This is a genomic window from Blastococcus sp. SYSU DS0973, assembly GCF_054051055.1.
In genome coordinates this window covers 26889-52377 of record NZ_JBJHAN010000006.1, presented here as the reverse complement: position 1 = coordinate 52377, position 25489 = coordinate 26889, and the positions used below count along the sequence as shown (strand labels likewise).

The 25489-nt window shown below is 73.9% G+C and carries 26 protein-coding genes; 19 read left to right on the top strand and 7 right to left on the bottom strand.

Features of this window, described 5'->3' with window-relative positions; all coding sequences use genetic code 11:
• Window positions 1-74: 74 nt before the first annotated feature.
• From ACI791_RS11635 to ACI791_RS11625, 3 genes are all read left to right on the top strand, one after another.
• Window positions 75-1298 carry an ATP-binding protein gene (locus ACI791_RS11635; protein ID WP_456586211.1) on the top strand — a complete coding sequence of 408 codons (1224 nt, stop codon included), beginning with the start codon at window positions 75-77 and terminating at the stop codon, window positions 1296-1298.
• On the top strand, window positions 1295-1948 hold the full coding sequence (locus ACI791_RS11630) for a response regulator (protein ID WP_456586210.1): 654 nt from the start codon (window positions 1295-1297) through the stop codon (window positions 1946-1948). The genes ACI791_RS11635 and ACI791_RS11630 overlap by 4 nt, the downstream gene beginning before the upstream one ends.
• An 86-nt stretch (window positions 1949-2034) precedes the next feature.
• Complete coding sequence (locus tag ACI791_RS11625; RefSeq protein WP_347057966.1) at window positions 2035-3378, top strand: short-chain fatty acid transporter; 1344 nt, start codon at window positions 2035-2037, stop codon at window positions 3376-3378.
• A gap of 14 nt (window positions 3379-3392) precedes the next feature.
• On the opposite strand, the gene ACI791_RS11620 is transcribed toward ACI791_RS11625, so the two are convergent.
• Complete coding sequence (locus ACI791_RS11620; protein ID WP_456586209.1) at window positions 3393-4133, bottom strand: PIG-L deacetylase family protein; 741 nt, start codon at window positions 4131-4133, stop codon at window positions 3393-3395.
• Window positions 4134-4276: 143 nt separating this feature from the next.
• Here ACI791_RS11620 and ACI791_RS11615 point away from each other — a divergent pair, with 143 nt between their 5' ends.
• The gene (locus ACI791_RS11615) at window positions 4277-4570 is read left to right on the top strand and encodes a hypothetical protein (protein ID WP_456586208.1); all 294 of its coding nucleotides are present in this window, start codon (window positions 4277-4279) and stop codon (window positions 4568-4570) included.
• A 60-nt stretch (window positions 4571-4630) separates the two neighbouring features.
• Here the strand turns inward: ACI791_RS11615 and ACI791_RS11610 are convergent, their stop codons facing one another.
• Window positions 4631-4924: a chorismate mutase gene (locus tag ACI791_RS11610; RefSeq protein WP_456586207.1), complete on the bottom strand. Its 294-nt coding sequence runs from the start codon at window positions 4922-4924 to the stop codon at window positions 4631-4633.
• 331 nt (window positions 4925-5255) lie between these two features.
• Here ACI791_RS11610 and pcrA point away from each other — a divergent pair, with 331 nt between their 5' ends.
• Window positions 5256-7553: a DNA helicase PcrA gene (gene pcrA / locus ACI791_RS11605; protein WP_456586206.1), complete on the top strand. Its 2298-nt coding sequence runs from the start codon at window positions 5256-5258 to the stop codon at window positions 7551-7553.
• 112 nt (window positions 7554-7665) lie between these two features.
• Here the strand turns inward: pcrA and ACI791_RS11600 are convergent, their stop codons facing one another.
• Both ACI791_RS11600 and ACI791_RS11595 read right to left on the bottom strand, forming a co-directional pair.
• The gene (locus tag ACI791_RS11600) at window positions 7666-8466 is read right to left on the bottom strand and encodes a M23 family metallopeptidase (protein ID WP_456586205.1); all 801 of its coding nucleotides are present in this window, start codon (window positions 8464-8466) and stop codon (window positions 7666-7668) included.
• 243 nt (window positions 8467-8709) lie between these two features.
• Complete coding sequence (locus ACI791_RS11595) at window positions 8710-9591, bottom strand: esterase/lipase family protein (protein WP_456586204.1); 882 nt, start codon at window positions 9589-9591, stop codon at window positions 8710-8712.
• A gap of 182 nt (window positions 9592-9773) precedes the next feature.
• Between ACI791_RS11595 and ACI791_RS11590 the strand changes: the two genes are divergently transcribed.
• The 9 genes from ACI791_RS11590 to ACI791_RS11550 all read left to right on the top strand — a co-directional run bounded on the left by ACI791_RS11590 (window position 9774) and on the right by ACI791_RS11550 (window position 19031).
• Window positions 9774-10793, top strand: a complete 1020-nt coding sequence (locus ACI791_RS11590; RefSeq protein ID WP_456586203.1) for a hypothetical protein — start codon at window positions 9774-9776, stop codon at window positions 10791-10793.
• 42 nt (window positions 10794-10835) lie between these two features.
• Window positions 10836-11246 (top strand): cobalamin B12-binding domain-containing protein, encoded by a 411-nt coding sequence (locus tag ACI791_RS11585; protein WP_347057958.1) that lies wholly within the window; start codon window positions 10836-10838, stop codon window positions 11244-11246.
• A gap of 125 nt (window positions 11247-11371) precedes the next feature.
• Window positions 11372-12532: an ADP-forming succinate--CoA ligase subunit beta gene (sucC, locus tag ACI791_RS11580; protein ID WP_456586202.1), complete on the top strand. Its 1161-nt coding sequence runs from the start codon at window positions 11372-11374 to the stop codon at window positions 12530-12532.
• Between the two features lie 92 nt (window positions 12533-12624).
• Complete coding sequence (gene sucD, locus ACI791_RS11575) at window positions 12625-13503, top strand: succinate--CoA ligase subunit alpha (protein ID WP_347057956.1); 879 nt, start codon at window positions 12625-12627, stop codon at window positions 13501-13503.
• Window positions 13504-13701: 198 nt separating this feature from the next.
• The gene (locus ACI791_RS11570; RefSeq protein WP_456586201.1) at window positions 13702-14808 is read left to right on the top strand and encodes a hypothetical protein; all 1107 of its coding nucleotides are present in this window, start codon (window positions 13702-13704) and stop codon (window positions 14806-14808) included.
• 85 nt (window positions 14809-14893) lie between these two features.
• Entirely contained in the window at window positions 14894-16090 is a 1197-nt protein-coding gene (locus ACI791_RS11565) for a cell division protein PerM (RefSeq protein WP_456586200.1), read from the top strand.
• A gap of 90 nt (window positions 16091-16180) precedes the next feature.
• On the top strand, window positions 16181-16804 hold the full coding sequence (gene purN, locus ACI791_RS11560) for a phosphoribosylglycinamide formyltransferase (RefSeq protein WP_456586199.1): 624 nt from the start codon (window positions 16181-16183) through the stop codon (window positions 16802-16804).
• A complete protein-coding gene (gene purH / locus ACI791_RS11555; RefSeq protein WP_456586198.1) occupies window positions 16804-18354 on the top strand; it encodes a bifunctional phosphoribosylaminoimidazolecarboxamide formyltransferase/IMP cyclohydrolase in 1551 nt (516 codons plus the stop codon). Before purN ends, purH begins: the two co-directional genes overlap by 1 nt.
• A 95-nt stretch (window positions 18355-18449) precedes the next feature.
• Window positions 18450-19031 carry a pentapeptide repeat-containing protein gene (locus tag ACI791_RS11550; RefSeq protein WP_456586197.1) on the top strand — a complete coding sequence of 194 codons (582 nt, stop codon included), beginning with the start codon at window positions 18450-18452 and terminating at the stop codon, window positions 19029-19031.
• Between the two features lies 1 nt (window position 19032).
• Here the strand turns inward: ACI791_RS11550 and ACI791_RS11545 are convergent, their stop codons facing one another.
• Window positions 19033-19557: a hypothetical protein gene (locus ACI791_RS11545; RefSeq protein WP_456586196.1), complete on the bottom strand. Its 525-nt coding sequence runs from the start codon at window positions 19555-19557 to the stop codon at window positions 19033-19035.
• A gap of 97 nt (window positions 19558-19654) precedes the next feature.
• Between ACI791_RS11545 and ACI791_RS11540 the strand changes: the two genes are divergently transcribed.
• The 5 genes from ACI791_RS11540 (at window position 19655) to ACI791_RS11520 (ending at window position 24210) form a co-directional block, all read left to right on the top strand.
• Entirely contained in the window at window positions 19655-20524 is an 870-nt protein-coding gene (locus ACI791_RS11540; protein ID WP_456586195.1) for a bifunctional methylenetetrahydrofolate dehydrogenase/methenyltetrahydrofolate cyclohydrolase, read from the top strand.
• A gap of 2 nt (window positions 20525-20526) precedes the next feature.
• Entirely contained in the window at window positions 20527-20826 is a 300-nt protein-coding gene (locus ACI791_RS11535) for a DUF3017 domain-containing protein (RefSeq protein WP_456586194.1), read from the top strand.
• 49 nt (window positions 20827-20875) lie between these two features.
• Window positions 20876-21829, top strand: coding sequence for a malate dehydrogenase (gene mdh, locus ACI791_RS11530; RefSeq protein ID WP_456586193.1), 954 nt, complete (start codon window positions 20876-20878; stop codon window positions 21827-21829).
• Between the two features lie 82 nt (window positions 21830-21911).
• Window positions 21912-23126, top strand: coding sequence for an NADP-dependent isocitrate dehydrogenase (locus ACI791_RS11525; RefSeq protein WP_347057946.1), 1215 nt, complete (start codon window positions 21912-21914; stop codon window positions 23124-23126).
• A gap of 190 nt (window positions 23127-23316) precedes the next feature.
• Window positions 23317-24210 (top strand): DUF559 domain-containing protein, encoded by an 894-nt coding sequence (locus ACI791_RS11520; RefSeq protein WP_456586192.1) that lies wholly within the window; start codon window positions 23317-23319, stop codon window positions 24208-24210.
• A gap of 62 nt (window positions 24211-24272) precedes the next feature.
• Here ACI791_RS11520 and ACI791_RS11515 read toward each other — a convergent pair whose 3' ends face one another.
• On the bottom strand, window positions 24273-24773 hold the full coding sequence (locus tag ACI791_RS11515; protein ID WP_456586191.1) for a CAP domain-containing protein: 501 nt from the start codon (window positions 24771-24773) through the stop codon (window positions 24273-24275).
• A 58-nt stretch (window positions 24774-24831) separates the two neighbouring features.
• Window positions 24832-25263, bottom strand: a complete 432-nt coding sequence (locus tag ACI791_RS11510; protein ID WP_456586190.1) for a hypothetical protein — start codon at window positions 25261-25263, stop codon at window positions 24832-24834.
• Window positions 25264-25489 lie beyond the last annotated feature (226 nt).

Sequence of the window (25489 nt, the reverse complement as noted above, 5' to 3'; positions counted from 1 at the left end):
GACCCGACCCTGGTTCCCTTCCCGGGGTGATCACCGGTGTCGGCGGGCGGGTCGTCGGTGCGACCATCGGCAGCGTGACCACGACCGTCGGCGCTGCGCCGCGCCCGCCGCTGGCGCGCCCGCGCGACGGCCGGCTCGTCGCCGGGGTCGCGGCTGGCACCGCCGCGCACCTGCGCCAGGACCCGCTGGTCGTGCGGGTGGCGTTCGTGCTCCTGGCCACGACGGGGCTCGGGATCATCGCCTACGCGCTGCTCTGGATGACCATGTCGGTCGCCGCACCCGGCGACGAGGTGCCGCTCACCACCGGCTGGCGCCCCGCCGGCGCCCGGCAGTGGATCGCGCTCGTCGTCCTCGGCCTGGTCGCCGCCGGGCTGCTGGGCCAGCTGACGCAGTGGACCAGCAGCGACATCGTCCTGCCGCTGATACTGCTGGCCGGTGGCCTGACCGTGATCTGGCGGCAGCTGGACACCGATCGCACGCTTGCCCTCGCCGGGGTGCGCTGGGCGCTGGCCGGCGGGGTCGTCGTGGTGGGAGTCGGGCTGTTCCTGCTGCTGGCCACGACCGGCCAGCTCGCCAACGCCCGCAACGGCTTCGCCGCGACCCTGCTGATCCTCACCGGGGTCGTCCTGGCGACGGCCCCGCTGTGGCGGCGGCTGCTGGACTCCCGGTCGGAGGAGCGCGCCGCCCGCATCCGGTCGGAGGAGCGCGCCGCCGTCGCCGCCCACCTGCACGACTCGGTCCTGCAGACCCTGGCCCTGATCCAGCGCAACGCCGACGAGCCGCAGGCGGTCAGCCGGCTCGCGCGCAGCCAGGAACGCGAGCTGCGCGCCTGGCTCTACGACCCCGCCGTCGTCCGGGAGGGCGGCACCTGGGCCGGCCTCCTGGCCGCGACCGTGGCCGAGGTGGAGGCCGACCACGCGCTCACCGTGGACCCGGTCGTCGTGGGCGACGCCTCCGTCGACGAGGACCTGGCAGCACTCGGCGCCGCCGCCCGCGAGGCGCTGGTCAACGCGGCCAAGCACTCCGGCGCCGCCTCCGCGGACGTTTACACCGAGGTGACGCCGGAGCAGGTGTCGGTCTTCGTCCGCGACCGCGGGAAGGGCTTCGATCCGGGCACGGTGCCCGACGACCGGCGCGGCCTGCGGGACTCGGTGCACGGCCGGCTGGCCCGCCTGGGCGGCACCGCCCAGGTCCGGTCGACCCCGGGAGAGGGGACCGAGGTCGAACTGGTCCTGCCGAGGAGGGCCGTGAGCGGGCAGCGGCGTGAGCGTGGTAGCGATCCAGGAGGCGGGGCATGAGTCCGCGGGTGTTCGTGGTGGACGACCACGCCATGGTGCGCACCGGGGTGCGGGCCGAGCTGGGCGCCGACGTCACCGTCGTCGGGGAGGCGGCCGACGTCGCCACCGCCATCGAGGGGATCCGCGCGACCCGGCCGGACGTCGTCCTGCTCGACGTGCACCTGCCCGGTGGCAACGGCCGGACCGTGCTCGAGACGCTGCGGAGGGAGCTGCCCGGGGTGCGCTGGCTGGCGCTGTCGGTCTCCGACGCCGCCGAGGACGTCATCGCCGTCATCCGGGCCGGGGCGCGCGGCTACGTCACCAAGACCATCTCCGGTCCCGACCTGCTCGACGCCGTCCGCCGGGTCGCCGAGGGCGACGTCGTCTTCAGCCCCCGGCTGGCGGGCTTCGTGCTCGACGCCTTCGCCGCCGGTGGCGCCGTCGCGCCGGCACCGGAGGAGGCGACCGATCCCGGGCTGGACCTGCTCAGCGCCCGAGAGCGCGAGGTGATGCAGCTGCTGGCCCGCGGCTACACCTACCGGGAGATCGGATCCCGGCTGTTCATCTCGGTGAAGACGGTGGAGTCACACGCGTCCAACGTGCTGCGCAAGCTGCAGCTGTCCAACCGCAACGAGCTCACCCGGTGGGCGGTGACCAACCGGCTGCTCTGACGAGTGGCCCCTCCGCTCGACCTTCGATAAGCATGTGGCCGAGCCCACAGGCGGCCCGACCGGGCCTGACGGAGAGGAAAGCCGCGATGCTGCGCACGCTGTCGCGCCCGCTGGTCACCGGCGTGGAGAGGTATCTGCCGGGAGCGTTCGTCTTCGCGGTCGTCCTGACCGTCATCGTCGCCGTCCTCGCCCTGCTCTTCGGCGACATCGGGCCGGCCGAGCTCACGCGGGCCTGGGGCGACGGGCTGGCCGGGCTGCTGGCCTTCATGACGCAGGTGGCGCTAGTGCTGCTGCTCGGCTACACGCTGGCGCTCACGAGGCCGGTGAAGGCCGGGCTGACCCGCATCGCCAACGTCCCCAAGACCCCCCGGGCGGCGTACGCCTTCGTCGCCCTCGTGTCGGCCGTCGCCTCCCTGATCAGCTTCGGGCTGGGGCTGGTGGTCGGCGGCGTCATCGCCCTCGAGGTCGGCCGGGCCGCCCGACGGCGCGGCACGCAGCTGCACTACCCGCTGCTGGTCGCCAGCGCCTACTCCGGCTTCGCCGTCTGGCACATGGGCTACAGCGCCACCGGCCCGCTGGCCGCGGCGACCCCGGGCAGCTTCGTCGAGGAGGCGATCGGCCGCACCATCCCGATCAGCGAGACCGTCTACTCGCCGTGGAACCTGATCGCGATCGTCGTCGCCGTCGCCGCGATCCTCGCGACGGTGGTCCTGCTGGCCCCCAAGGGCAGGGACCGGATCGTCGAACTGCCCGAGCGGATGGGGACCGAGGAGCCCGACGTCGCCCTGAGCACTCCGGGGACACCGGCCGAGCGGATGGAGGCGTCCCGGCTGGTCACCCTGATCCCGGGCGTGGCCCTGCTGCTCTACCTCGGCGTCTACTTCGCGCAGGAGGGGTTCAACCTCACCCTGGACATCGTCAACTGGTCGTTCCTCGCCGCGATCCTGCTGATCGTGCGCAGCCCGGCCGAGCTCGCCGAGCTCGTCGGCGGGGCGGTCCGGACGGTGGGGGAGGTGCTGCTGCAGTACCCGCTCTACGCCGGGATCATCGGGATGATGACCGCCTCCGGGCTGGCCGCGCAGCTGAGCGGCTGGTTCACCGAGGTCGCCAGCCCCGGCACCCTCGGGCTGCTGGCCTTCCTGTCCGCGGGGCTGCTCAACCTGTTCGTGCCCAGCGGCGGTGGGCAGTTCGCCGTTCAGGCGCCGATCTTCCTCGACGCCGCGGACTCCCTGGGCGTCGATCCCGCCGTCATCACCATGGCGATCGCCTACGGCGACCAGTGGACGAACATGATCCAGCCGTTCTGGGCCCTGCCGCTGCTGGCCGTCGCCGGCCTCGGCGTGCGGGACATCTTCGGGTTCACCGCCATCACCTGCCTGATCACCGGCATCGTGTTCGGCGGCACGCTGCTCGTCCTCGGCGGCGGCTGAGCGCAGCCGCCGGCTCAGGCGGTGTGCACCACGTGGAACGCCTCGGCGAGGCGGCCCGCCGGCAGGCCCAGGCGTGTGGCGGTCTGCCGCATCCAGCCGGTGACGAACTCCCTCAGCTGGCCCTCGGGCTGGTGGCTCACCTGGGTCACGTGGTTCATCAGCGCGGCGAACTTGCGGTCCACCACGTCGGTGACGTCGACGGCGTGGTCGGCCCGCGGGCTGGCGCCGAGCCACACCTCCGCCACGGTCCAGGCCTCCAGCCCCTCGTCGGCCAGCAGCTCAGGAAAGGCGAACGGGTTGCGGGCGTCGGGGTACACCGCCCGCAGGGTCGACTCCCCCACGGTCATGTGGTCGGGGTGGCTCGCGCCGATCCGCTCCCAGAACCGCTCCGGCGAGCTGGTGAGCACCCGCTGCGGTCGCACCTGGCGGATCACCCGGCTGATGTCCCGGCGCAGGTCGAGGGTGAGCTCGAGCCGGCCGTCCGGATAGCCGAGGAACCGCACGTCGGTGACGCCCACGGCGGCCGCGGCCGCCCGCTGCTCGGCTCGCCGCAGCGGCCCCATCTCGTGGCGGGGGGTGTCGTCGAACCCGCCGGCGTCGCCGTCGGTGACGATCAGGTAGGTGACCTCCGTGCCGGCGGCGGTCCAGGTGGCCACCGTCCCGGCGCTGCCGAAGTCGACGTCGTCGGGGTGGGCCAGGACGCACAGCGCGCGTTCGACGTGCTCGGCGGGAGGGTGCGGGGCGGGTGCGGTCACCCGGCGCAGCCTAGGGAAGCCGCGGACCGGTGGACTCGTCCGGGTTGCACGGGACGGTCCGCATGCGCAGAAGGGGCAGTGGCCGCGGATGTGACGGGCGGGGTGGTGGCAGGGGGACGACGGTGGTCGCGCAGACTCGGGGGGTGCCCGAGTACACGCTCGCCGTCGCGCTCCGCTCCTCGGCCCCGCTGGACGACGCCGCGATCGACGCCCTCCGCACGGTCATCCGCCCCGGCGACGCCGGACTGCGGCTGTGGCGGGAGCCGGACCGGGCGGTGCTGCGGCTGACCACCGAGTGCGCAGCCGACGACCTGCACGCGGCGCTCGAACAGGGCCGGGACCTCGCCGACGAGGCGAACGACGCCTGCCCCGGCCGGGTGTTCGAGGTGGCCGCGATGGACGACGAGGACTCGCTGGTCTGGCGCGCCGGACCCTGAGGCCTCGCTGCGGGGTCCCGCCGCGGGCTCGCGAGCGGTGGGGGGCAGCGAGGTCCTCATTCAGAGGCGCCCGCGGCCCTGGCGCAGCAGCATCATGCCGAGCGCGGCGCCGTCGGGGCCGAGCTCGGTGCGGAAGCGGGACAGCACCTGCTGCTCGCGGGACAGGGACAGCCGCGTCCCGCCCGATGCGGCGCGCAGGGCGCCGATCTCCTGCGAGATCTCCAGGCGGCGGCGCACGAGCTCGATGATCTCGGCGTCGCAGGCGTCGATCGCGTCGCGCAGCGCGCCGATCTGCTCGGCCGGGTCCTCGGGCGCGACCGGGCCGGCGGCGGGGGAGGCGGTGAGGGTGCTCATCGGTTGTCCTCGGTGGTTCGTGGACCCGGAACCCCGAGAACGAGAAACGCCCCGGGCTCCTCGGGCCCGGGGCGTCTGTTGCGGCGTGTGCTCAGCCAGCGGTGACGGACACCGGATCCCGGTGGCCGTAGTAAAAGCTGACGGTGGCGAGCACGGGCCGAGTGTGCCACAGCCCGGCCGGAACGTGCCAGGCGGAGCCACCGGCGCCAGGTGGTGCGGCTGGCTCCGGCCCCGCGGGGGCCGTCACCCGTCCGGCTTACAGTGGCGGGGTCATGAACCGACCCCACGAAGACCCTCCGCCGGCGCGCCACGTCCTCGTGGGGGCCCCGGCATGAGCAGCCTCCAGCAGTCCCTCCCCGGCACCGCCGCCCTGCAGCGTTCCGCTGCGGGCTCGGTCGGTCGCGAGCTGGACCGGATGCTCGCGGGTCTCAACGGCCCGCAGCGCGACGCCGTCGTCCACGAGGGCAGCCCGCTGCTCATCGTCGCCGGCGCCGGGTCGGGCAAGACCCGCGTGCTCACGCACCGGATCGCCTACCTGCTCGGCGCCCGCGGCGTGCAGCCGGGCGAGATCCTGGCGATCACCTTCACCAACAAGGCCGCCGGCGAGATGAAGGACCGGGTGGCCGCCCTGGTCGGGCCGCGGGCGCGGTCGATGTGGGTGTCGACCTTCCACTCGATGTGCGTGCGCATCCTGCGGGCCGAGGCCGCCAAGCTGGGCATGAAGTCGTCGTTCACGATCTACGACCAGGGCGACTCGATCCGGCTGATGACGATGGTCGCCCGCGACCTGGACCTCGACGCCAAGCGCTACCCCGGGCGCAGCCTGTCCAACCAGGTGTCCAACCTGAAGAACGAGCTCGTCGACGAGGAGTCGTTCAGCCCCCAGACGGCGCCGGAGAAGGTGCTGAAGGAGGCGTACACGCTCTACCAGCGGCGGCTGCGCGAGGCGCACGCCATGGACTTCGACGACCTGATCATGACGACGGTCCACCTGCTGCAGGCCTTTCCCGACGTGGCCGAGCACTACCGCCGACGGTTCCGCCACGTGCTGGTCGACGAGTACCAGGACACCAACCACGCCCAGTACATGCTGGTGCGCGAGCTGACCGGCACCGGCGAGGGCCCGCTGCCGCAGGCGGAGCTGTGCGTCGTCGGTGACGCCGACCAGTCGATCTACGCCTTCCGCGGCGCGACGATCCGCAACATCGACGAGTTCGAGCGTGACTACCCGCAGGCCACCACGATCCTGCTGGAGCAGAACTACCGCTCCACCCAGCGGATCCTGAAGGCCGCGAACACGGTGATCGCCAAGAACACCGGCCGCCGGCCGAAGAGCCTGTGGACCGACTCGGGCGACGGCGAGCTGATCGAGGGCTACGTCGCCGACAACGAGCACGACGAGGCCGCCTGGATCGCCGAGCAGATCGACGCCCTGGTCGACGAGGGCGACGTCAGACCTGCGGACATCGCGGTCTTCTACCGCACGAACAACGCCTCCCGCGTGTTCGAAGAGGTCTTCATCCGGGTGGGCATGCCGTACAAGGTCGTCGGTGGGGTCCGCTTCTACGAGCGCAAGGAGGTCCGCGACGCGCTGGCCTACCTGAAGCTGGTCGCCAACCCGGCCGACGTGGTGAGCCTGCGCCGGATCATCAACGTGCCCAAGCGCGGCATCGGGGACAAGGCCGAGTCCTGCATCGAGTCCTTCGCCGACCGGGAGCGCATCGCGTTCGGCTCGGCGCTGCGGCGCTGCGCCGAGGTGCCCGACCTCGCCACCCGCTCGCTCAAGGCGCTGCAGGAGTTCGTGGCGCTGCTCGAGGAGTTCGAGCAGCTCGTCGAGACCGGCTCGGGCCCGGCTGCGCTCCTGGAGAGCATCCTCGACCGCACCGGCTACCTCGCCGAACTGCAGGCCAGCACCGACCCGCAGGACGGGGGCCGGGTCGACAACCTCAACGAGCTCATCTCGGTGGCCGCGGAGTTCGAGGCCGCCAATCCCGGGGGCTCGGTCACCGACTTCCTCGAGCAGGTGTCCCTGGTGGCCGACGCCGACCAGATCCCGGTGTCCGGCGACGACGCCGGCGTGGTCACGCTGATGACCCTGCACACCGCCAAGGGCCTGGAGTTCCCGGTCGTCTTCCTCACCGGCCTCGAGGACGGCGTCTTCCCGCACCTGCGGGCGCTGGGTGACCCCCGCGAGCTGGAGGAGGAGCGCCGGCTGGCCTACGTCGGCATCACCCGGGCGCGCCAGCGGCTGTTCATCTCCCGCGCGACCGTGCGCACCAGTTGGGGGCAGCCGGCCTACAACCCGCCGTCCCGGTTCCTCGACGAGATCCCGGCCGAAACCATCCACTGGGAGCGCACCGACCCGGTGCCCGCCCCGTCGACCGGCTACAAGTCGGCGCAGACGCGGGTCGCCGCGACCGGGCTGTCCACCGGCGGCCTGCGCGGTGGCGCCGGCAACCGGCAGGTCATCTCGGTCGAGGTGGGTGACCGGGTGAGCCACGACGCGTTCGGCCTCGGCACCGTGGTGGAGGTGACCGGCGCCGGCGACAAGGCCCAGGCGACGGTCGACTTCGGCTCCGGCGGCACCAAGCGCCTCGTCCTCCGCTACGCCCCCCTCGTCAAGCTCTGACCTTCCGAGCGGGGCCCGAAGGGTCCCCGACGAGCGTCAGGGAAGGGAGGCTCAGCGCGAGTCGGGACGGTACTCGGTGGCGTGTCCGGTGGAGCCGGACCGTCGGCACGCGTCAGACAGTCACCCCGCGGTCGCCCAGCCAGGCGCGCGGGTCGATGGGCCGGCCGTTCACGCCGCCGCGGTGGATCTCGTAGTGCAGGTGGGGGCCGGTGGACTGCCCCTCGTTGCCGATCCTGGCGATCTGGTCGCCCGCGGTGACGAGATCGCCGGCGGAGACGTCGTAGTAGCGCATGTGCCCGTAGATGTGCACGTTGCCGTCGGCATCCTGGATGTAGACGGCGTTGCCGTAGCCGGACGCCCGCCCGGCGCGGACGACGACGCCGTCGGTGGCGGCGACGATCGGCGTGCCCAGCGGGGCGGCCAGGTCCAGGCCGTAGTGCATGGTGCCCCAGCGCCGGCAGAAGCAGGTGGTGAGCACGCCCTGCGTGGGGGCCACGGTCTTGGGCTGGCGGGCGGCGCGCGAGGCGGCCAGCTCGTCGAGCCGGACCTGCGCCTCGGCCTCGGTGATGCCCCGCCGCGCGTCGGCGCCTTCGAGGCCCCCGCTGAAGCTCACCTCGGTGCTCTCGCCCAGGCCGTAGTCGGAGGCGCTGGCGGAGACGTCCCGGGGTGAGCCGGTCACGGCGGGGATGCCGGCGAGCACCGCGCCGGCGACGAGGGCGGCCAGCCACATGTTGGCCCGGCGGCCCGGGGGCTGCGGAAGGCGCCGGCGGTGAGCGGGCTCGACGGGTGCCGGAACTGCGTCGGTCCGGGCGGCGGGCGCCGGGGCGAGATCCTCGCGGGCGGTCCGGGGCCTGGGCACGAGGGCGAGCCCCGGAGCCGGCTTCTCCAGCACCTGTGCACTGCTGCGAGACACGGCGAACCTTCCCGGACGACCTGGCCCGGCGAGCGCCGGGGGCGATCGTCGGGGGAGCGACGACGGCGAGGACGCCGCGGGAGCGACGTCCGCCGGTGACCCGGCGCCGTGATCGAACCGTAACGATGCGTCAGGACCCGGCCAAGCACCGAACGCTGCGTGTCGCGATGGACGCACGTCGTGAAGTCGCCGAGTCGACCCGGTCGTGTTCAGCAGGGACGCGGCGGCGTCCGCGCGCCCCGTTCAGGCGACGGCGGCGACAGGGTGGTGCTGGGCCGCTGCCTCGCGGACGCCGGCGAGGGTGGTGGCGACCTCGTCGAGCACTCCCCGGTGCATGGGCAGCGACATGTGCCCGACGCCACGGACGAGCACGTTGCGGGTGTCGAGGTCGGGGTGCTCGCAGCGGCCCGAGTGCGTGGGCAGCACCATCTGGTCGAGGTCGCTGTAGACGGCGGTGATCCGCGTGCGGCACCCCGGCGCCGGCTCCTCCAGCTCCCGCAGCACCGGGGACCCGGGGCGGAGCTGGCGCACCAGCGGGGTGGGCAGCACGTGCGCCAGGATCGAGCCCTGGTGCGGGGTGCCGAGCGTGACCAGTGAGTCGATCCGCCGGTCACCGCCCTGCCGCTGCACGTGGTAGCGGGCGATGAGTCCGCCGAGGCTGTGGCCCACGACGTGCACCCGGTCGTGTCCGGTCTGCTCGCAGATCCGCTCGATGTGACGGCCGAGGTCGGCGGCGCCCCGGGCGATGTCGGTGAGGAACGGGCTGTAGTTCCAGGAGCAGACGGAGGCGAAGCCGCGCCGGCGCAGGCTGCGCCGCATGACGGCGAAGACGGAGCGGTTGTCGACCAGCCCGTGGACCAGCAGGACGGGGGTGCGGGCGGCCAACGGGTCGGCGGCGAAGAGGGCGCGCACCGCGGCCGGCTGCTCGCCGGTCCGCCAGCGGGAATCGGGGCGCAGCTGCTCCATGCGGGTGCCCAGCGGGTACATGAGGACGTGCGCGCCCACCCAGGCCAGCTCGGTCAGACCGCCGGTCAGCGTGGCCGGCGAGCACAGTGCGCGCAGCCCCCGTGGTGCGACCTCGGTGTGCCACCCTGGACCGGAGTCCAGATCGCTCGATGGGCGCATGGCTGCCCTCCCCGTCGAACCCACCGGCGGAGCTGGTCCTCCTGCCGTCCCGCCGGTGGCGGTGCACGTTGTGTGCTCAATTCACTCGACGGTAATGCCGAGGTGTGTCGGTCGTCACATGAACGTCACCGTCCCCGCGCCGATCGAGTCCTGTTCGTGACCACACAGCCGAAGGGGGAAGCGTGTCCACCCGCGACGACCGGACCCGGACCGATCGCACCGGGGCCACCGCCCGCCGGGCTGCCCGGAGCGCGTCCCCGCGCCCGGCGCCGGCGGTGGTGGGGGACCGGCTGGTGGTCGGGACCGTGCCGCCTGCGGTCCGGATCTGCGGCCTGCTGCTCGTGCTGGCAGGCCTCGCCGGCGCCGCCGCCGCACTGCCCACGTACCTGGTGGTCGGAGGCGAGGAGCTGCGCCACGTCCGGGGGTTCGGCGACGCGCTGGTCGCCTTCCTGGTCCCGACCGTGCACGTGGCGATCGGAGTGACCCTTCTGCAGCGCGCGGTGCCCAAGCTCGGCCTGGCCTACACCGCCGTCGCGGGGGCGCTCGCGGTGGGCGAGCTGCTCATCGAGATCTACCGGGGCAGCAGCTCGACCTCCCGCCCCGGGATCGAGGTCCTGGCGGGGGAGCGGGTCCTGACCAGCAGCGTCCAGGTGGAGGAGGGCTGGGTGCTGGGTGTCGTCGCACTGGTCCTCACGGTGCTGGCCGGTGGCGTCGGCATGGCGGCATGGGGGCGGACCGTGATGGAGGACCGCGGTGCCCTGGACCCGATCCGCTCGCTGCTGGCCGGCGCGGCGGTGGTCCTGGGGGTCGCCGCCCTCCTGTGCCTCGCGCTCCCGGCCGCCGACGTGCCCGACGAGCTGTGGACCGATCCGGCGACGGGCCTGGAGGTCGTGGTGACCCGCGAGGGCCCGCAGGCGCTCCTCGAGCGGCCGGGCCTGGCCCTGCTCGGTGGCCTGCTCCTGGCCGGGACGCTGCTGCTGTGCTCGGCCGTGGCGCCCTCGCTGCGCCCGCGGCTGGGCGCGGTGGGCGGGCTGCTCGCCGTCGCCGTCACCGTGCTCGGCGCCGGGCTCGGCGGGCTCCGCGACGCCGTCTCGTCGGACGAGCTGGTCTGGGCGGTCCCGGGCGCCGGCCTGGTCGTGGTCGGGCTGGCCATGCTGGGCCTGACCGTCGTCGCGTGGCGGGCGCGCCGGTCGGCGACGTGACCGACACCACCTTCTGGGGGCGCAGCTCCTAAGCTGCCTCCCGTGGTGGACGAACGCATCCGGGTGGTCATCGCCAAGCCGGGCCTCGACGGGCACGACCGCGGCGCGAAGGTGGTCGCGCGGGCGCTGCGCGACGCGGGGATGGAGGTCGTCTACACGGGACTGCACCAGACGCCGGAGCAGATCGTGGAGACGGTCGTGCAGGAGGACGCCGACGCAGTGGGGCTGTCCGTGCTCTCCGGGGCGCACATGACCCTGTTCGCCCGGTTGACCGAGCTGCTGCGCGAGCGCGGGGTCGACGACGTCGTGGTCTTCGGCGGCGGGATCATCCCGGAGGAGGACGTGCCCGAGCTGGAGCGGCTCGGCGTCACGGGCATCTTCACCCCCGGCGCCACCACCACGGACATCGTCGACTGGGTGCGCACCCACGTGGGCGAACCCGCCGGCGCCTGAACTCGCGGCGGGCCGCGGTTCCCCCTGCGATCGGGTGGGACTGGGTGTGATGCACCCCACGCGGAGCGCAGCCCTCCCATGCCCGGGGCAGCGGTCCGGTTGCGATCGGGCTACGGTCCCTGTTCGTGGATCTCTTCGAGTACCAGGCCCGTGACCTGTTGGCCTCGCACGGTGTCCCCGTGCTCCCCGGCGGGGTCGCCGAGACGCCCGAGCAGGCGGAGGCGATCGCCCGCGAGATCGGGGAGACCGTCGTCGTCAAGGCGCAGGTGAAGACCGGCGGCCGAGGCAAGGCGGGTGGCGTCAAGCTCGCCGACACCGCCGAGGACGCCAAGGCGCGCGCCCAGGACATCCTCGGGCTGGACATCAAGGGCCACATCACGCACCGCGTGATGGTCGCCCAGGCCAGCGACATCGCGGAGGAGTACTACTTCTCCTACCTGCTCGACCGTTCCAACCGGACGTTCCTCGCCATGGCCAGCGTCGAGGGCGGTGTGGAGATCGAGCAGCTCGCCGTCGAGCGCCCCGAGGCCCTGGCGCGCATCCCGATCGACGCCAGCAAGGGCGTCGACACCGCCAAGGCTGCCGAGATCGTGGACGCCGCCGGCTTCGCCGCCGAGGTGCGGGACCCGGTCATCGCGATCGCCGTTCAGCTGTGGGACGTCTTCAGCAAGGAGGACGCCACCCTGGTCGAGGTCAACCCGCTGGCCAAGGCGCCCGACGGCACCGTCCTCGCGCTCGACGCCAAGGTGACCCTCGATGAGAACGCCGGCTTCCGGCACCCCGAGCACGCCGCGCTCGAGGACGCCGCCGCCGCCGACCCGCTCGAGGCGCGCGCCAAGGAGAAGGACCTCAACTACGTCAAGCTCGAGGGGGAGGTCGGGATCATCGGCAACGGTGCCGGCCTGGTCATGAGCACCCTGGACGTCGTCGCCTACGCCGGCGAGGAGTTCGGGGGCGTCAAGCCCGCCAACTTCCTGGACATCGGTGGCGGTGCCTCGGCCGAGGTGATGGCCAACGGTCTGGAGATCATCCTCTCCGACCCCGCCGTCAAGAGCGTGTTCGTCAACGTCTTCGGGGGCATCACCGCCTGCGACGCCGTTGCCAACGGCATCGTCTCCGCGCTGAGCATCCTCGGCGACGAGGCCACCAAGCCCCTGGTCGTCCGCCTCGACGGCAACAACGTCGACGAGGGCCGGCGGATCCTCGCCGAGGCCAACCACCCGCTGGTGACCGTGGTCGACACGATGGACGGCGCCGCGCGCCGGGCCGCCGAGCTCGCCGCCTGAGCAAGGATCCCCTTCCTCCCACCCCTCGCAGGCTCGGGCCGGGCCCCTGGAAGGGGCCGCCCCGTCCACTCCCGAGACAGGACACCAGACAGATGTCGATCTTCCTCAACGAGAACAGCAAGGTCATCGTCCAGGGCATGACCGGCTCCGAGGGGAGCAAGCACACTTCTCGCATGCTCGCCTCCGGCACCGCGATCGTCGGCGGCGTCAATCCCCGCAAGGCCGGCACCAGCGTCGACTTCGACGGTGCGAGCGTCCCGGTCTTCGGCGGCGTCGCCGAGGCCATGAAGGAGACCGGCGCCGACGTCAGCGTCATCTTCGTGCCGCCGCCGTTCGCCAAGGCCGCCGTCATCGAGGCGGTCGACGCCGCAATCGGCCTCGCCGTCGTCATCACCGAGGGCATCCCGGTGCACGACTCGACCTACTTCTGGGCGCACGCCCAGGGCGGCTCCACGCGCATCATCGGTCCGAACTGCCCCGGTCTGATCAGCCCCGGGCGCAGCAACGCCGGCATCATCCCGGCGAACATCACCAAGCAGGGCAGGATCGGCCTGGTGTCGAAGTCCGGCACGCTGACCTACCAGATGATGTACGAGCTCCGGGACATCGGTTTCTCCACCGCGATCGGCATCGGTGGCGACCCGGTCATCGGCACCACGCACATCGATGCGCTCCAGGCGTTCCAGGACGATCCGGAGACCGAGGCCATCGTCATGATCGGTGAGATCGGTGGCGACGCCGAGGAGCGCGCCGCCGACTACATCAAGGCCAACGTCACCAAGCCGGTCGTCGGCTACGTCGCGGGCTTCACCGCCCCCGAGGGCAAGACGATGGGCCACGCCGGCGCCATCGTCTCCGGCTCGGCCGGCACCGCGCAGGCCAAGAAGGAGGCCCTCGAGGCCGCCGGCGTGCGCGTGGGCAAGACCCCGTCGGAGACCGCTCAGCTCATGCGGGAGATCGTCGGCTCCTAGGCCTTCCTCCAGGGGCCCGCGCCGAGCCTGCGAGGCATGGGGAGACGGGTGGTCCTCCTACGGCCCGGCGACCGCGCTCCGCGGTCGCCGGGCCGTGCCGTTCCCGGGCGGCGCGCCGGCCGGTGGCCCACCATTGCGGCGCCACGACCGTGACCGCCACGATCGTGGCGCCCCTGATCTGCTCCGGAGGAGATCCCAGTGACCGCCAGCCAGCCCCCGCAGCCGCCCGAGGGCGGTCAGCCGTCCGCCGGGCAGGGGGCCCCACCTCCGGGACAGCAGGGGCCCGGTCCGCGGCACACCGCCCCAGAGCACGGCCAGCGGCCCTTCGGGCAGTCGGGGCAGGGGCCGGGCCAGCCCCCGGGGCACCCCGGCTACGGACAACCGCAGTACGGGCAGGGTCAGTACGGGCCTCCCCAGTACGGCCAGCAGTACCCGCAGCCGCCCTACGGACAGCCGCCGTACGGCCTGCCCGGATACGGGCCTGCATACGGGCAGCCGCCGTACGGCCGGCCCGCCTACGGGCCCCCCTACGGCCAGCCGCCGTACGGTGCGCCGGGCTACGGACCGCCCTACGGGGTCCCCGGGCACCCGGGCGGCCGGCGGCCCGGTGGCGGAGCCGAGTTCTCGTTCGACCCCAAGCGGCTGACCTGGAGCGACTGGGCCGTCGCCGGGGGGACCCTGCTGTTCCTGATCGTCGGGCTCCTGCCCTGGTGGCGGTTCGGCGACGCCACCTTCGGCGTCAGCTTCAGCGGCCTGGAGGACGGCATGGTGCGCTCGGCCTTCGTGCTGCTGCTCCTGGCCACCACCTGGGCGGTGCTGCCGGCGTTCGTGCGCATGACGGTGACCTTCCCCCGTGCCGGGCTGACGGTGGCCATGGCGGGGCTCGCCCTGGTGCTGACGCTCTTCGCGTGGCTGGACACCCTGCGCTACGCCTTCTCGTTCTGGGCGCTGCTGGGCTTCCTGACCGCCGCGGGCATCACCACGGTGGCGGCGCTCGCCCTGCGGCGGGAGATGCGCGACCGCCCGGCCCGGCCGAGCGCCCCGCCGGGTGGCGGCTACTGGCCGGCCCAGGGGCAGCCCTACCCCTACGGGGCGGCGCCGCCCTACGCGCAGGCGCCGGGGCAGTTCCCGCAGCAGGGTCACCCGGGGCAGCCGGGTTCCGGCTACCCGTCGCCGTGGTGGCCGACGCCGCCTTCGTCCGGACCGGGCCAGGCCGGCGGTCCCGGCATGGCTCCCGGTGGCTCGACCGCCTCCGGGGACGATCCGGGGGCTACGCGCAGCGAACGTCCGGGCACGGATAGCTGACCGGCGTCCCGGCGTCGCCACACGGAACGGTCGGCTCCGGCGAGTGCGCCACCCATCCGCCGGAGCGGCTTGCGAGAGTGGAGGGGTGGTCTCCCTGCTCGCACGCCTGCCCTCCCGGCGGGACGCCGGGTCGGCCGCACGATCCGCTCCGTCCGCGGTCCTCGCCGCCGTCGCGACGGCCGCCGTCACGGTCTGCGGCCTGGTGGGCCTCGGCCTGGCCCTCGTCGTCGTGCAGGTGCTCGACCCCGGCGGCGGCATGTCGGTGGCCGCCTCGGCGACGCTCGGTGCCCGGCTCTGGCTGCTGGCCCACGGCGCCGAGCTGCTGCTGTCGTCCGGGCCGCTGGTCCTCGCACCGCTGCTCCTGACGCTCCTGGTGGCCCGTGGGCTGTCCTGGGCCGGGCGGGTGGCCGTCCGGGCGCTCGACGACGACGCCGCGGCCCGGGACGTCGCCCGCTCGGCAGCGCTGGTCGTCGCCCTCCACGTGGCGCTCACCTGGCTGCTCGCGCTCGTCGTGGACGACGACGCCGCCGGCACCGGGTGGCTGCGCACCCTGCTGCTCCCCCCGGCGCTGGCCCTGGTCGCCGTCGGCTGGGGCGCCGGCCGGGAGTCCGGGCTGGCCGACGCCGCGCTGGGCCGCCTGCCGGGTGTCCTGCGACCCGTTCTCCGCGGCGTGCTGGCCGGTCTGCTGACCGCGCTCGCGCTCTGCCTGGTCGTCGTCGCGGTGGCGCTGGCGAGCGATGCGAGCGGCTACGCGGCGCTGTCGGGCTCGCTCGGCGGCGCCGGCGCGGGCGCCGTCGGGCTGCTGGGCCTGGGGGCGCTGTACCTGCCCAACGCGGGCGTCGCCGTCCTCGGCCTGGCGGCCGGCCCCGGCTTCTCCGTGGGCAGCGGCACGCTCGTCTCGGTGCACGGCGTGACGCTGGGCGCGGTGCCCGCGCTGCCGTTGCTGGCGGCGCTGCCGGACACCCAGGCCGTGCCGCTGATCGCCTTCGTCTCCCAGGCGATCCCCGCCGCGGCCGGCCTCGTGGCCGGGGTGGCGCTCGGCCGGTGGTTGGGCGACCGCGACGGCGGCTCGGTGGTCGCCGGGCTCGCCGGCCTGCTGGCGGGCTCGCTGCTCGGCGTCGTCGCCGGGGTGCTGGCCTGGTTCGCCGGTGGCTCGCTCGGCGACGGCGCCCTCGCGGTGGTCGGTGCCCCGCCGGTGGCCACGGGCATCGCGATCGCGGCCCAGGCCGGGATCGCCGCGGCGGTGGCGGGCGCGGTCACCCGCTGGCGGGCGCTGGGCTGACAGAGGACCCCCTGGCCCCCCTCCGCTCGCACCCTCGCGGCGGTCCCCTGCGAGGGGACCGGTCGCGGGGCTCCTTATAGGGTCGGGACCGTGCCCGCCGACGAGCCTCCCCAGCGGGCCCGGATCGTCGTGCTGCTGTCGGGCGCGGGCTCGCTCTGCGCGGCCCTCCTGGAGGCCACCGACGACCCGGCCTACCCGGCCGAGGTCGTCGCCGTCGGCGCCGACCGCGACGCCCCCGGGCTGGCGCACGCCCGCCGGCGAGAGCTGCCCACATTCGTGTGCGCGCTCGGGGACCACCCCGACCGCGCCGCCTGGGACCGCGCGCTGGCCGACCGGATCGCCGGTTTCGCACCCGACCTCGTCGTCTCCGCCGGGTTCATGAAGATTGTCGGGCCGGCGGTGCTCGCCGGGTTCGAGGGCCGGCTGATCAACACCCACCCGGCGCTGCTGCCGGCGTTCCCCGGCGCCCACGCGGTGCGCGACGCGCTGGCGGCCGGAGTGCCCACGACCGGATCGACCGTGCACCTGGTCGACGCCGGTGTCGACACCGGGCCCGTGCTGGCCCAGCGCGAGGTGCCGGTGCTGCCCGGCGACGACGAGGTGCGCCTGCACGAACGGATCAAGGACGTGGAGCGCGAGCTCCTGGTGGAGACGGTGGCGGCGTTCGTCACCCCACCCCCGACCAGCCCGCCCCGGACGAGGAAGAGCCCCTGATGAGCGACCGAACCCCGATCCGCCGCGCCCTGCTGGGCGTGTACGACAAGACCGGCATCGAGGAGCTGGCCGCTGGGCTGGCCGCCGCCGGTGTCGAGCTGGTGAGCACCGGCGCGACCGCGCGGCGGATCGCCGAGGCCGGGGTGCCCGTGACCCCCGTCGAGCAGGTCACCGGCTTCCCCGAGTGCCTCGACGGCCGGGTCAAGACGCTGCATCCCGCGGTGCACGCCGGGATCCTCGCCGACCGGCGCAGGCCCGAGCACGTCGCGCAGCTGGAGGAGCTCGGCGTCGCGCCGTTCGACCTCGTCGTCGTGAACCTCTACCCGTTCACCGAGACCGTCGCCTCGGGCGCCGCCCCGGACGAGTGCGTCGAGCAGATCGACATCGGCGGCCCGGCGATGGTGCGGGCCGCGGCCAAGAACCACCCGTCGGTCGCCGTCGTCGTCGACCCGGCGCGCTACGGCGACGTGCTCACCGCGGTCTCCGCCGGCGGCTTCACCCTGGCCGAGCGGCAGCGGCTCGCGGCCGCCGCGTTCCGGCACACCGCCTCCTACGACGTCGCCGTCGCCTCGTGGATGGGCAGCGTGCTCGCCCCCGACGACGAGACCGGCTTCCCGGCCTGGGTCGGCGGGAGCTGGGAGCGCGCCGACGTGCTGCGCTACGGCGAGAACCCGCACCAGGCGGCGGCGCTCTACCGCTCCGACCGGCCGGGGCTCGCGCACGCGGAGCAGCTGCACGGCAGGCAGATGTCCTACAACAACTACGTCGACACCGACGCCGCCTGGCGCGCCGCCCACGACCACGACGAGCCCTGCGTGGCGATCATCAAGCACGCCAACCCCTGCGGCATCGCCGTCGGCGCCGACATCGCCGCCGCGCACCGCAAGGCGCACGCCTGCGACCCGGTGTCGGCCTTCGGCGGCGTGATCGCCGCCAACCGCGAGGTCGACCTCACCATGGCCGAGCAGGTCGCCGAGGTCTTCACCGAGGTCGTCGTCGCCCCCTCGTTCACCGACGACGCCGTCGCGGTGCTGACCGGGAAGAAGAACATCCGGCTGCTGCGGCTGCCGCACCTGCCCGACGCCGGCGTCGAGCTGCGCCCGATCGGGGGCGGGCTGCTGCTGCAGACCCGCGACCGCATCGACGCCGCGGGCGATGACCCCACCACCTGGACGCTGGCCGCCGGTGAGCCGCTGGACGCCGCCGGCCTCGACGACCTGGTGTTCGCCTGGCGGGCGGTGCGCGCGGTCAAGAGCAACGCGATCCTGCTGGCCCACGACCGGGCCACGGTCGGCGTCGGCATGGGGCAGGTCAACCGGGTCGACTCGGCGCGCCTGGCCGTCGCGCGGGCGGGGGAGCGGGCCGCGGGTGCCGTCGCGGCGTCCGACGCGTTCTTCCCGTTCGCCGACGGCCTGCAGGTGCTGCTCGACGCCGGTGTGCGCGCCGTCGTCCAGCCGGGTGGGTCGGTGCGGGACGAGGAGGTCGTCGCCGCGGCCGCGGCGGCCGGCGTGCCGCTGTACCTGACGGGCACCCGCCACTTCGCGCACTGATGAAGGACCCCCTCGCCCCCCGCACCTCGCGGGCTCGGAGCGGGTCCCTGCGAGGGGGCCGACCGCACGTCGGCCCGCCCGAGGCGGGCACCGTCGTGGAGGGGGAGGACTTCGCGCGGGTCGACTGGTGGGGCGCCGAGCTCGAGGGCGTCACCTTCACCCGGTGCCGGTTCCACGACGCCGGGCTGGAGGAGCTCGTCACGCGCCGCTGCGTGTTCGAGGAGTGCGTGCTGACCGGGGTGCGGATGGCCGGTTCCCGGCACGTCGGCTCGGCCTTCCTCTCCTGCCGGTTCGACCGGGCCACCCTGATCGACGTCGTCTGGGACGGCTGCAAGCTCACCGGCTCGCTGTTCCCGGGCGCGCACCTGCGCCCGATGACCGCGACGGAGTGCGACTGGAGCTACACCGCGCTGCGAGGCGCGGACCTCTCCGGCCTCGACCTGTCCGGTCAGCGGTTCCGCGAGGCCGACCTCACCGACGCCGACCTCCGCGAGTGCGACCTCACCCGCGCCGTCCTCGACCGCGCGCGGCTGCAGGGCGCCAGGCTGCGCGGCGCCGACCTGCGCGGTGCGTCGACCGACGGGATCAACTGGCGCGCCTTCGACCTCACCGGCGTCCGGATCGACCTGGCGCAGTCGGTGCAGTTCGCCGCCGCCCACGGCGCGCTCGTGTCGTGAGCTAACGGGGGTAGCGCGGGCCCGTCAGAACCGCCTTCAGCGAGCCGAGCAGCCCCAGGACGGCGACGGCGATGCCGCACCAGAAGCCGGGCCCGAAGAAGCCGAGGTCGAAGCCGGCGTCCAGCAGCGGCACGAGGACGGCGGCCGTGACGACGCCGCTGACCACCAGGGCGACGAACCCGACGAACCGGTGACTGCGGGCCGGGAGCCACAGCACGATGCCCAGGAGGAGCAGCAGGCCGCCGCCGAGCACGATGGCCAGGGGCTGCCAGCCGCCGTCGTCGACGATCTCCCCGAGGTCGCCGAACGCGTCGCGGACCAGCCCCCAGCCGCTGTCGTCGCGGTCGCGCAGCCAGTCCAGCGGCAGGCTCACGGCGGCGGCGATCCCGGCGAGGATGAGCAGCAGGCCGCCCAGGCTCTCGGGCCCGCGGAAGGCCACCGGCCGATCGGAGTACGCCGGCGTCGTCGGCCCCTGGTCGGCTCCCAGGGACGTCGCGCCGGTCGGGGTCTCGTCGCGCCGGGCCATCGCGCACCTCCGGATGTCGGCGGGGCACCGGCGCCCCGCCAGTCCGACCCTAGGGCCGCGGCGTCCACCGCGGGACCCTCTCCGGCAGACTGTCGGCGTGCCCGCGACGACTCTGGACGGCAAGGCCACCGCGGCGGCGATCCGCGCCGAGCTCACCGAGCGGGTGGCCGCTCTCACCGCGGCCGGGCACCGGCCCGGTCTCGGCACCCTGCTGGTGGGTGACGACCCCGGCAGCCGGTGGTACGTCAACGCCAAGCACTCCGACTGCGCCCAGGTGGGCATCGCCAGCATCCAGCGCGAGCTGCCGGCGACCGCCACCGAGGCCGACGTGCTCGCCGTGGTGGCGGAGCTCAACGCCGACCCCGCGTGCACCGGGTACATCGTCCAGCTGCCGCTGCCGCTGGGGATCGAGGAGAGCACGATCCTCGAGGCGATGGACCCGGCCAAGGACGCCGACGGGCTGCACCCGGTCAACCTCGGTCGGCTCGTGCTCAACGTGCCCGGCCCGCTGCCCTGCACCCCGGTCGGCATCGTGGAGCTGCTGCGCCGCTACGAGGTGCCGATCGCCGGCGCCGAGGTCGTCGTCATCGGCCGGGGCATCACCGTGGGCCGCCCCCTGGGACTGCTGCTCACCCGCCGGTCGGAGAACGCCACGGTCACCCTGTGCCACACCGGCACCCGCGACCTGGCGGCGCACGTGCGCGCCGCCGATGTCGTCGTCGCCGCCGCCGGGGTGCCCGGCCTGATCACGGCCGACATGGTGAAGCCCGGTGCCGCCGTCCTCGACGTCGGCGTCAGCCGGGTCGACGGGAAGATCGCCGGTGACGTCGCCCGGGACGTCGTCGACGTCGCCGGGCACGTGGCGCCGAACCCCGGGGGCGTCGGCCCGATGACCCGCGCGATGCTCCTGCAGAACGTGGTGCTCGCCGCCGAGCAGGCCGCGGCAGCCGAGGCGCTGTCGGCCTGACCGTGACGCGCCCGCCGCTCCACGTCCGCCGGCCCTTCCTCGCGGGGCTGGTGCGGCAGCTGCCGCTGCTGGCGGTCCTGGTCGTGGTGGCCGCCGGGCTGCTGCTGGTCACGTTCGAGCACTGGCGGTGGGGGCTGGTCGTCGTCGGGCTGGCGATGGTCGGGGCGGCGCTGCTGCGCCTGCTGCTCCCGGTGCGCCGGGTGGGCTTCCTCGCCGTGCGCAGCCGCGGGGTCGACGTGGTTCTCCTCGCCTGCGTCGGGATCACGCTCACCGCCGTCGCGCTGGCCATCCCGGGCACGTGAGGCTCACCCGGGGCGGCACGAGGCGCCGACCAGCGCTAGGTTGACGGCCATGGCGAAGCAGCCCAGGAACGGCAAGGTCACCGTGGTCGGTGCCGGGTTCTACGGCTCCACCACCGCACTCCGCCTGGCCGAGTACGACATCTTCGAGACCGTCGTGCTCACCGACATCGTGGAGGGCAAGCCCGAGGGGCTCGCGCTGGACATGAACCAGTCGCGTCCCATCGAGGGGTTCGAGACCCGGGTGCTGGGGGTCGGCGGTGGCTCCTACGAGGGCACCGAGGGCTCGGACGTCGTCGTCGTCACCGCCGGCCTGCCGAGGAAGCCGGGCATGAGCCGCATGGACCTGATCGAGACGAACGCGAAGATCGTCCGCGACGTCTCCGAGAACATCGCCCGCACGTCGCCCGACGCCGTCGTCATCGTCGTCTCCAACCCGCTCGACGAGATGACCGCGCTGGCGCAGCTGGCCACCGGCTTCCCGCACCAGCGCGTGATGGGCCAGGCGGGCATGCTCGACACCGCGCGCTTCACCAACTTCGTCGCCGAGGAGCTCGGGGTCCCCGTCGCCTCGGTGCGGACGCTGACCCTCGGCTCGCACGGCGACACGATGGTGCCGGTGCCCTCGCGCTGCACCGTGGACGGCAAGCCGCTGGCCGACGTGCTCCCCGCCGACCGCATCGAGCACCTCGTGCAGCGCACCCGCAACGGTGGCGCCGAGGTGGTCGCCCTGCTCAAGACCGGATCGGCCTACTACGCTCCTTCCGCCGCGGCTGCCCGCATGGCCCGCGCGGTCATGGAGGACTCCGGCGCAGTGATGCCGGTGTGCACGTGGGTCGACGGCGAGTACGGCATCTCCGGGGTGTACCTGGGGGTGGAGGCCGAGATCGGCCGCGGGGGCGCGAAGCGCGTCGTCGAGAGCGACCTGTCGGAGACCGAACGGGCGGGCCTGCACGAGGCGGCCGAAGCGGTGCGCGCCAAGCAGGCCGACGTGGCCGAGCTCTGAAGAAGGACCCCGCTGCCCCCCCACCGCTCGCACGCTCGCGGCGGGGCCCTGCAGCGGGGCCATGACTGCACAAGGAGAACCTGTGAGCAAGATCAAGGTCGAGGGCACCGTCGTCGAGCTCGACGGCGACGAGATGACCCGGATCATCTGGCAGTTCATCAAGGACCAGCTGATCCTCCCGTACCTCGACGTCAACCTCGAGTACTACGACCTCGGCATCGAGCACCGCGACGCCACCGACGACCAGGTGACCGTCGACTCCGCCAACGCCATCAAGAAGCACGGCGTCGGCGTCAAGTGCGCGACCATCACGCCCGACGAGGCGCGGGTCGAGGAGTTCGGGCTCAAGAAGATGTGGCGGTCCCCGAACGGGACGATCCGCAACATCCTCGGCGGCGTGATCTTCCGCGAGCCGATCATCATGCAGAACGTGCCGCGCCTCGTGCCGGGCTGGACCAAGCCGATCATCGTCGGCCGTCACGCCTTCGGTGACCAGTACCGCGCCACCGACTTCAGGTTCCCCGGCGAGGGGACGTTGACGATCAGCTTCCAGCCGGCGGACGGCTCGGCGCCCATCGAGCATGAGGTCTTCCAGTCGCCTGGCGGCGGCGTCGCAATGGCGATGTACAACCTCGACGACTCGATCCGCGACTTCGCCCGCGCCTCGCTGAACTACGGGCTCGACCGCGGCTACCCGGTCTACCTCTCGACGAAGAACACGATCCTCAAGGCCTACGACGGCCGGTTCAAGGACCTGTTCGAGGAGGTCTTCCAGGCCGAGTTCAAGGAGAAGTTCGACGCGGCCGGCATCACCTACGAGCACCGGCTGATCGACGACATGGTCGCCGCCTCGCTCAAGTGGGAGGGCGGCTACGTCTGGGCCTGCAAGAACTACGACGGTGACGTGCAGTCCGACACCGTGGCGCAGGGCTTCGGCTCGCTGGGCCTCATGACGTCGGTGCTCGCGACCCCGGACGGCCGCACGGTCGAGGCCGAGGCCGCCCACGGCACGGTGACCCGCCACTTCCGGCAGCACCAGAAGGGCGAGCAGACGTCGACGAACCCGATCGCGTCGATCTTCGCCTGGACCCGGGGCCTGGCCCACCGCGGCAAGCTGGACGGCACCCCCGAGGTGACCCGCTTCGCCGAGACCCTGGAGAAGGTCTGCATCGACACCGTCGAGAGCGGCCAGATGACCAAGGACCTCGCGCTGCTGATCTCCAAGGACCAGCCGTGGCTGAACACCCAGGACTTCCTGGCGGCCATCGACACCAACCTGCAGAAGGCCATGGCGTGACGCTCGGCTGACGCGCACAGCGGCCCCCTCGCCTCCGGGCGAGGGGGCCGCTGTGCGTTCCGGCCCCCGCACACCCCGCCTCGTGCGGGGAACGAGGGTCCTGCGGCGTGCGCCAGGCGCCTCCTTTCCCGCACGAGGGTCCTGTGGACGGCGCCCACGCCGGAAGGGCCCGACGGAGCAACCTGTCCGGGTGCCGCCACCTCGCCGTCCGGACCGTCTCGTCGACCGGGTGTTCCGCGGGGCCGATGCCATCGCCGCTGGCCTCCTGACGAAGGACGCGCTGCGCTCCTCCGCCTGGCGGCGCCTGTACCGCGGGGTCTACGCCGACGCATCGCTCGAGTCGAACTTCTCGCTCCAGGTGGCGGGCGCGCTGCTCCTCGTGCCCGCACCAGCCGTGTTCAGCGGTCGCACGGCCGCCTACCTGCTCGGCGCGCAGGAGCTGGTCGACCGAGGGACACCGGTCGAGGTGACCGTGCCGCCGGACGTCCGCTTCGGGCCGGTGGCCGGCCTGCGGATCCGTCGCATGCCGTTACCGGAGGCGGACGTGCTGCTCCGCCGGGGCCGGCGGGTGACCAGCGGCTTGCGCACCGCGCTCGACATCGCGCGCGCCGAGGCCCTGGTGGACGCAGTCGTGGCACTGGATGTGCTGGTCGGCCGGGCGATCGTCGGCCTTGGAGAGCTCCGGGCGGCGGCCGCCGAGCTGGGGAGCGTTCGTGGCGCCCGCCGTGCGCAGCGCGCGGTGGCCATGGTTTGCCCGTTCGCCGAGTCTCAGCCCGAGAGCAGGCTGCGCGTGCTCCTCTCCCTCGCGGGCATGGCGCCGGTGCCGCAGTTCTCCGTCCGGGACGGCAGGGGCGACTTCGTCGCGCGCGTCGACCTGGCGTTCCCGGATCAGCGGGTCGCAGTCGAGTACGACGGCGCCTGGCACGCAGCGCCCGGGCAGTTCGCGCGGGACCGGCGGCGGCTCAACCGGTTGGTAGCCGCGGGGTGGACGGTCATCCACGTGACCGCCGCGGACATGCGGGACCCGGACGGGCTGGTGGCCCGCGTGCGTGCGGCGCTGGAGCCACCTCGTACGGCGGAGTAGGCCTCCGGACCACGCTCCAGACCCCTCGTCCTCCGTACCAGGCCGGGCCGAGGGCAGGCGGGTCAGGCGAAGAGCTGGGTCCACCAGGGGCCGCCGGCGCCGGTGGCGAGGCCGACGCCGAGGCTGCGCAACCGGCAGTCGAGGATGTTCGCCCGGTGCCCGGGGCTGCCCATCCACGAGCGGACGACGGCGGCGGGGTCCTGCTGGCCGCGGGCGATGTTCTCCGCCCGCGCGGTGATCGCGGCCGCCGACGCGCGGGCGAGCGGGTCCCGGCCGCTGGGGTTCACGTGGTGGAAGAAGCCGCGGTCGCGCATGTCCGCGCTGTGGGCGCGCGCGACGGCGGTCAGCTGCCTGTCCGCGGTCAGCGGCTCGCACCCGGCACGGGCGCGCTCCTCGTTGACCAGGGCGAGCACCCGGCCCTCCGCGTCGGTGCCCGCGAGCGCGGGGGCCGGGGTCACCGGCGCCGACGACGTCCCGCCGGCCGTGGTGCTGCCGGTGGTGCGGGTGCCGACCGCGGTCGTGGGAGGAGGCCCGGCGGGGGCGGCGCTCGTCGTCGACGGCACCGAGGTGCCCTTCTCCGCCGGCGCGGGTCTGCTCGCGGTCCCCGTCGGGGCGACGGCGTCACTCTCCGGTGCCGACGGAGACGTGGCCGACGGAGAGGTGGCCGACGGAGACGTGGCCGACGGAGAGGTGGCCGACGGAGACGTGGCCGACGGAGACGTGGCCGACGGAAAGGCGGAGGGCGGCTCCCCGGGGGCGGCGCTCGTCGTCGACGGCCCGCCGCCCGCCGCGGGGGAGGCCGACGACGACGGCGGGGACGGCGGCACCGACGAGCCAGGAGAGGTCGCGGAGCCGGCGGACGGCGGGCCACCCGTGGCGGACCCGGCCGCCGAGGACCGCGACGACGCGTCCAGGGACGCCGACGGGAACTCCGCCGGCCCGGCCACCGGCACCGCCAGCATGGCCGCGGTGATGGCCACCGTCGCGACGGCGCCCACGGCCACCCGGCGGGCGTGCCGGCGGGACCAGCGGGAGAGCAGGAGCCCGGCCCATCGGAACGGAGCGCTCAGGCGGGCGGACAGCGGGGGACCGGACGGCCGGTGGTGCATGCGGGTCCTCAGAACAATCACGATTTGTTATCGATTGCAGACTAACCGTGTTCGGACCTCAGCGGTAGCCCGGAGGAGTCCGCACCCTCACCCACTCGGTTCGGGCACCCGGGCATGCGCGCCGCACCGCCGGGCAGCATGGAACCGGCACCATGGACCCGTCCGCCCGT

Coding starts and splice junctions, on each gene's coding strand:
- pcrA (WP_456586206.1), top strand. CDS start 5,256: ATGAGCAGCCTCCAGCAGTCCCTCCCCGGCACCGCCGCCCTGCAGCGT.
- ACI791_RS11545 (WP_456586196.1), bottom strand. CDS start 19,557: ATGGCCCGGCGCGACGAGACCCCGACCGGCGCGACGTCCCTGGGAGCC.
- ACI791_RS11595 (WP_456586204.1), bottom strand. CDS start 9,591: ATGCGCCCATCGAGCGATCTGGACTCCGGTCCAGGGTGGCACACCGAG.
- ACI791_RS11610 (WP_456586207.1), bottom strand. CDS start 4,924: ATGAGCACCCTCACCGCCTCCCCCGCCGCCGGCCCGGTCGCGCCCGAG.
- ACI791_RS11510 (WP_456586190.1), bottom strand. CDS start 25,263: ATGGGCCGGGCTCCTGCTCTCCCGCTGGTCCCGCCGGCACGCCCGCCG.
- mdh (WP_456586193.1), top strand. CDS start 20,876: ATGGCGAAGCAGCCCAGGAACGGCAAGGTCACCGTGGTCGGTGCCGGG.
- purH (WP_456586198.1), top strand. CDS start 16,804: ATGAGCGACCGAACCCCGATCCGCCGCGCCCTGCTGGGCGTGTACGAC.
- ACI791_RS11625 (WP_347057966.1), top strand. CDS start 2,035: ATGCTGCGCACGCTGTCGCGCCCGCTGGTCACCGGCGTGGAGAGGTAT.
- sucD (WP_347057956.1), top strand. CDS start 12,625: ATGTCGATCTTCCTCAACGAGAACAGCAAGGTCATCGTCCAGGGCATG.
- ACI791_RS11630 (WP_456586210.1), top strand. CDS start 1,295: ATGAGTCCGCGGGTGTTCGTGGTGGACGACCACGCCATGGTGCGCACC.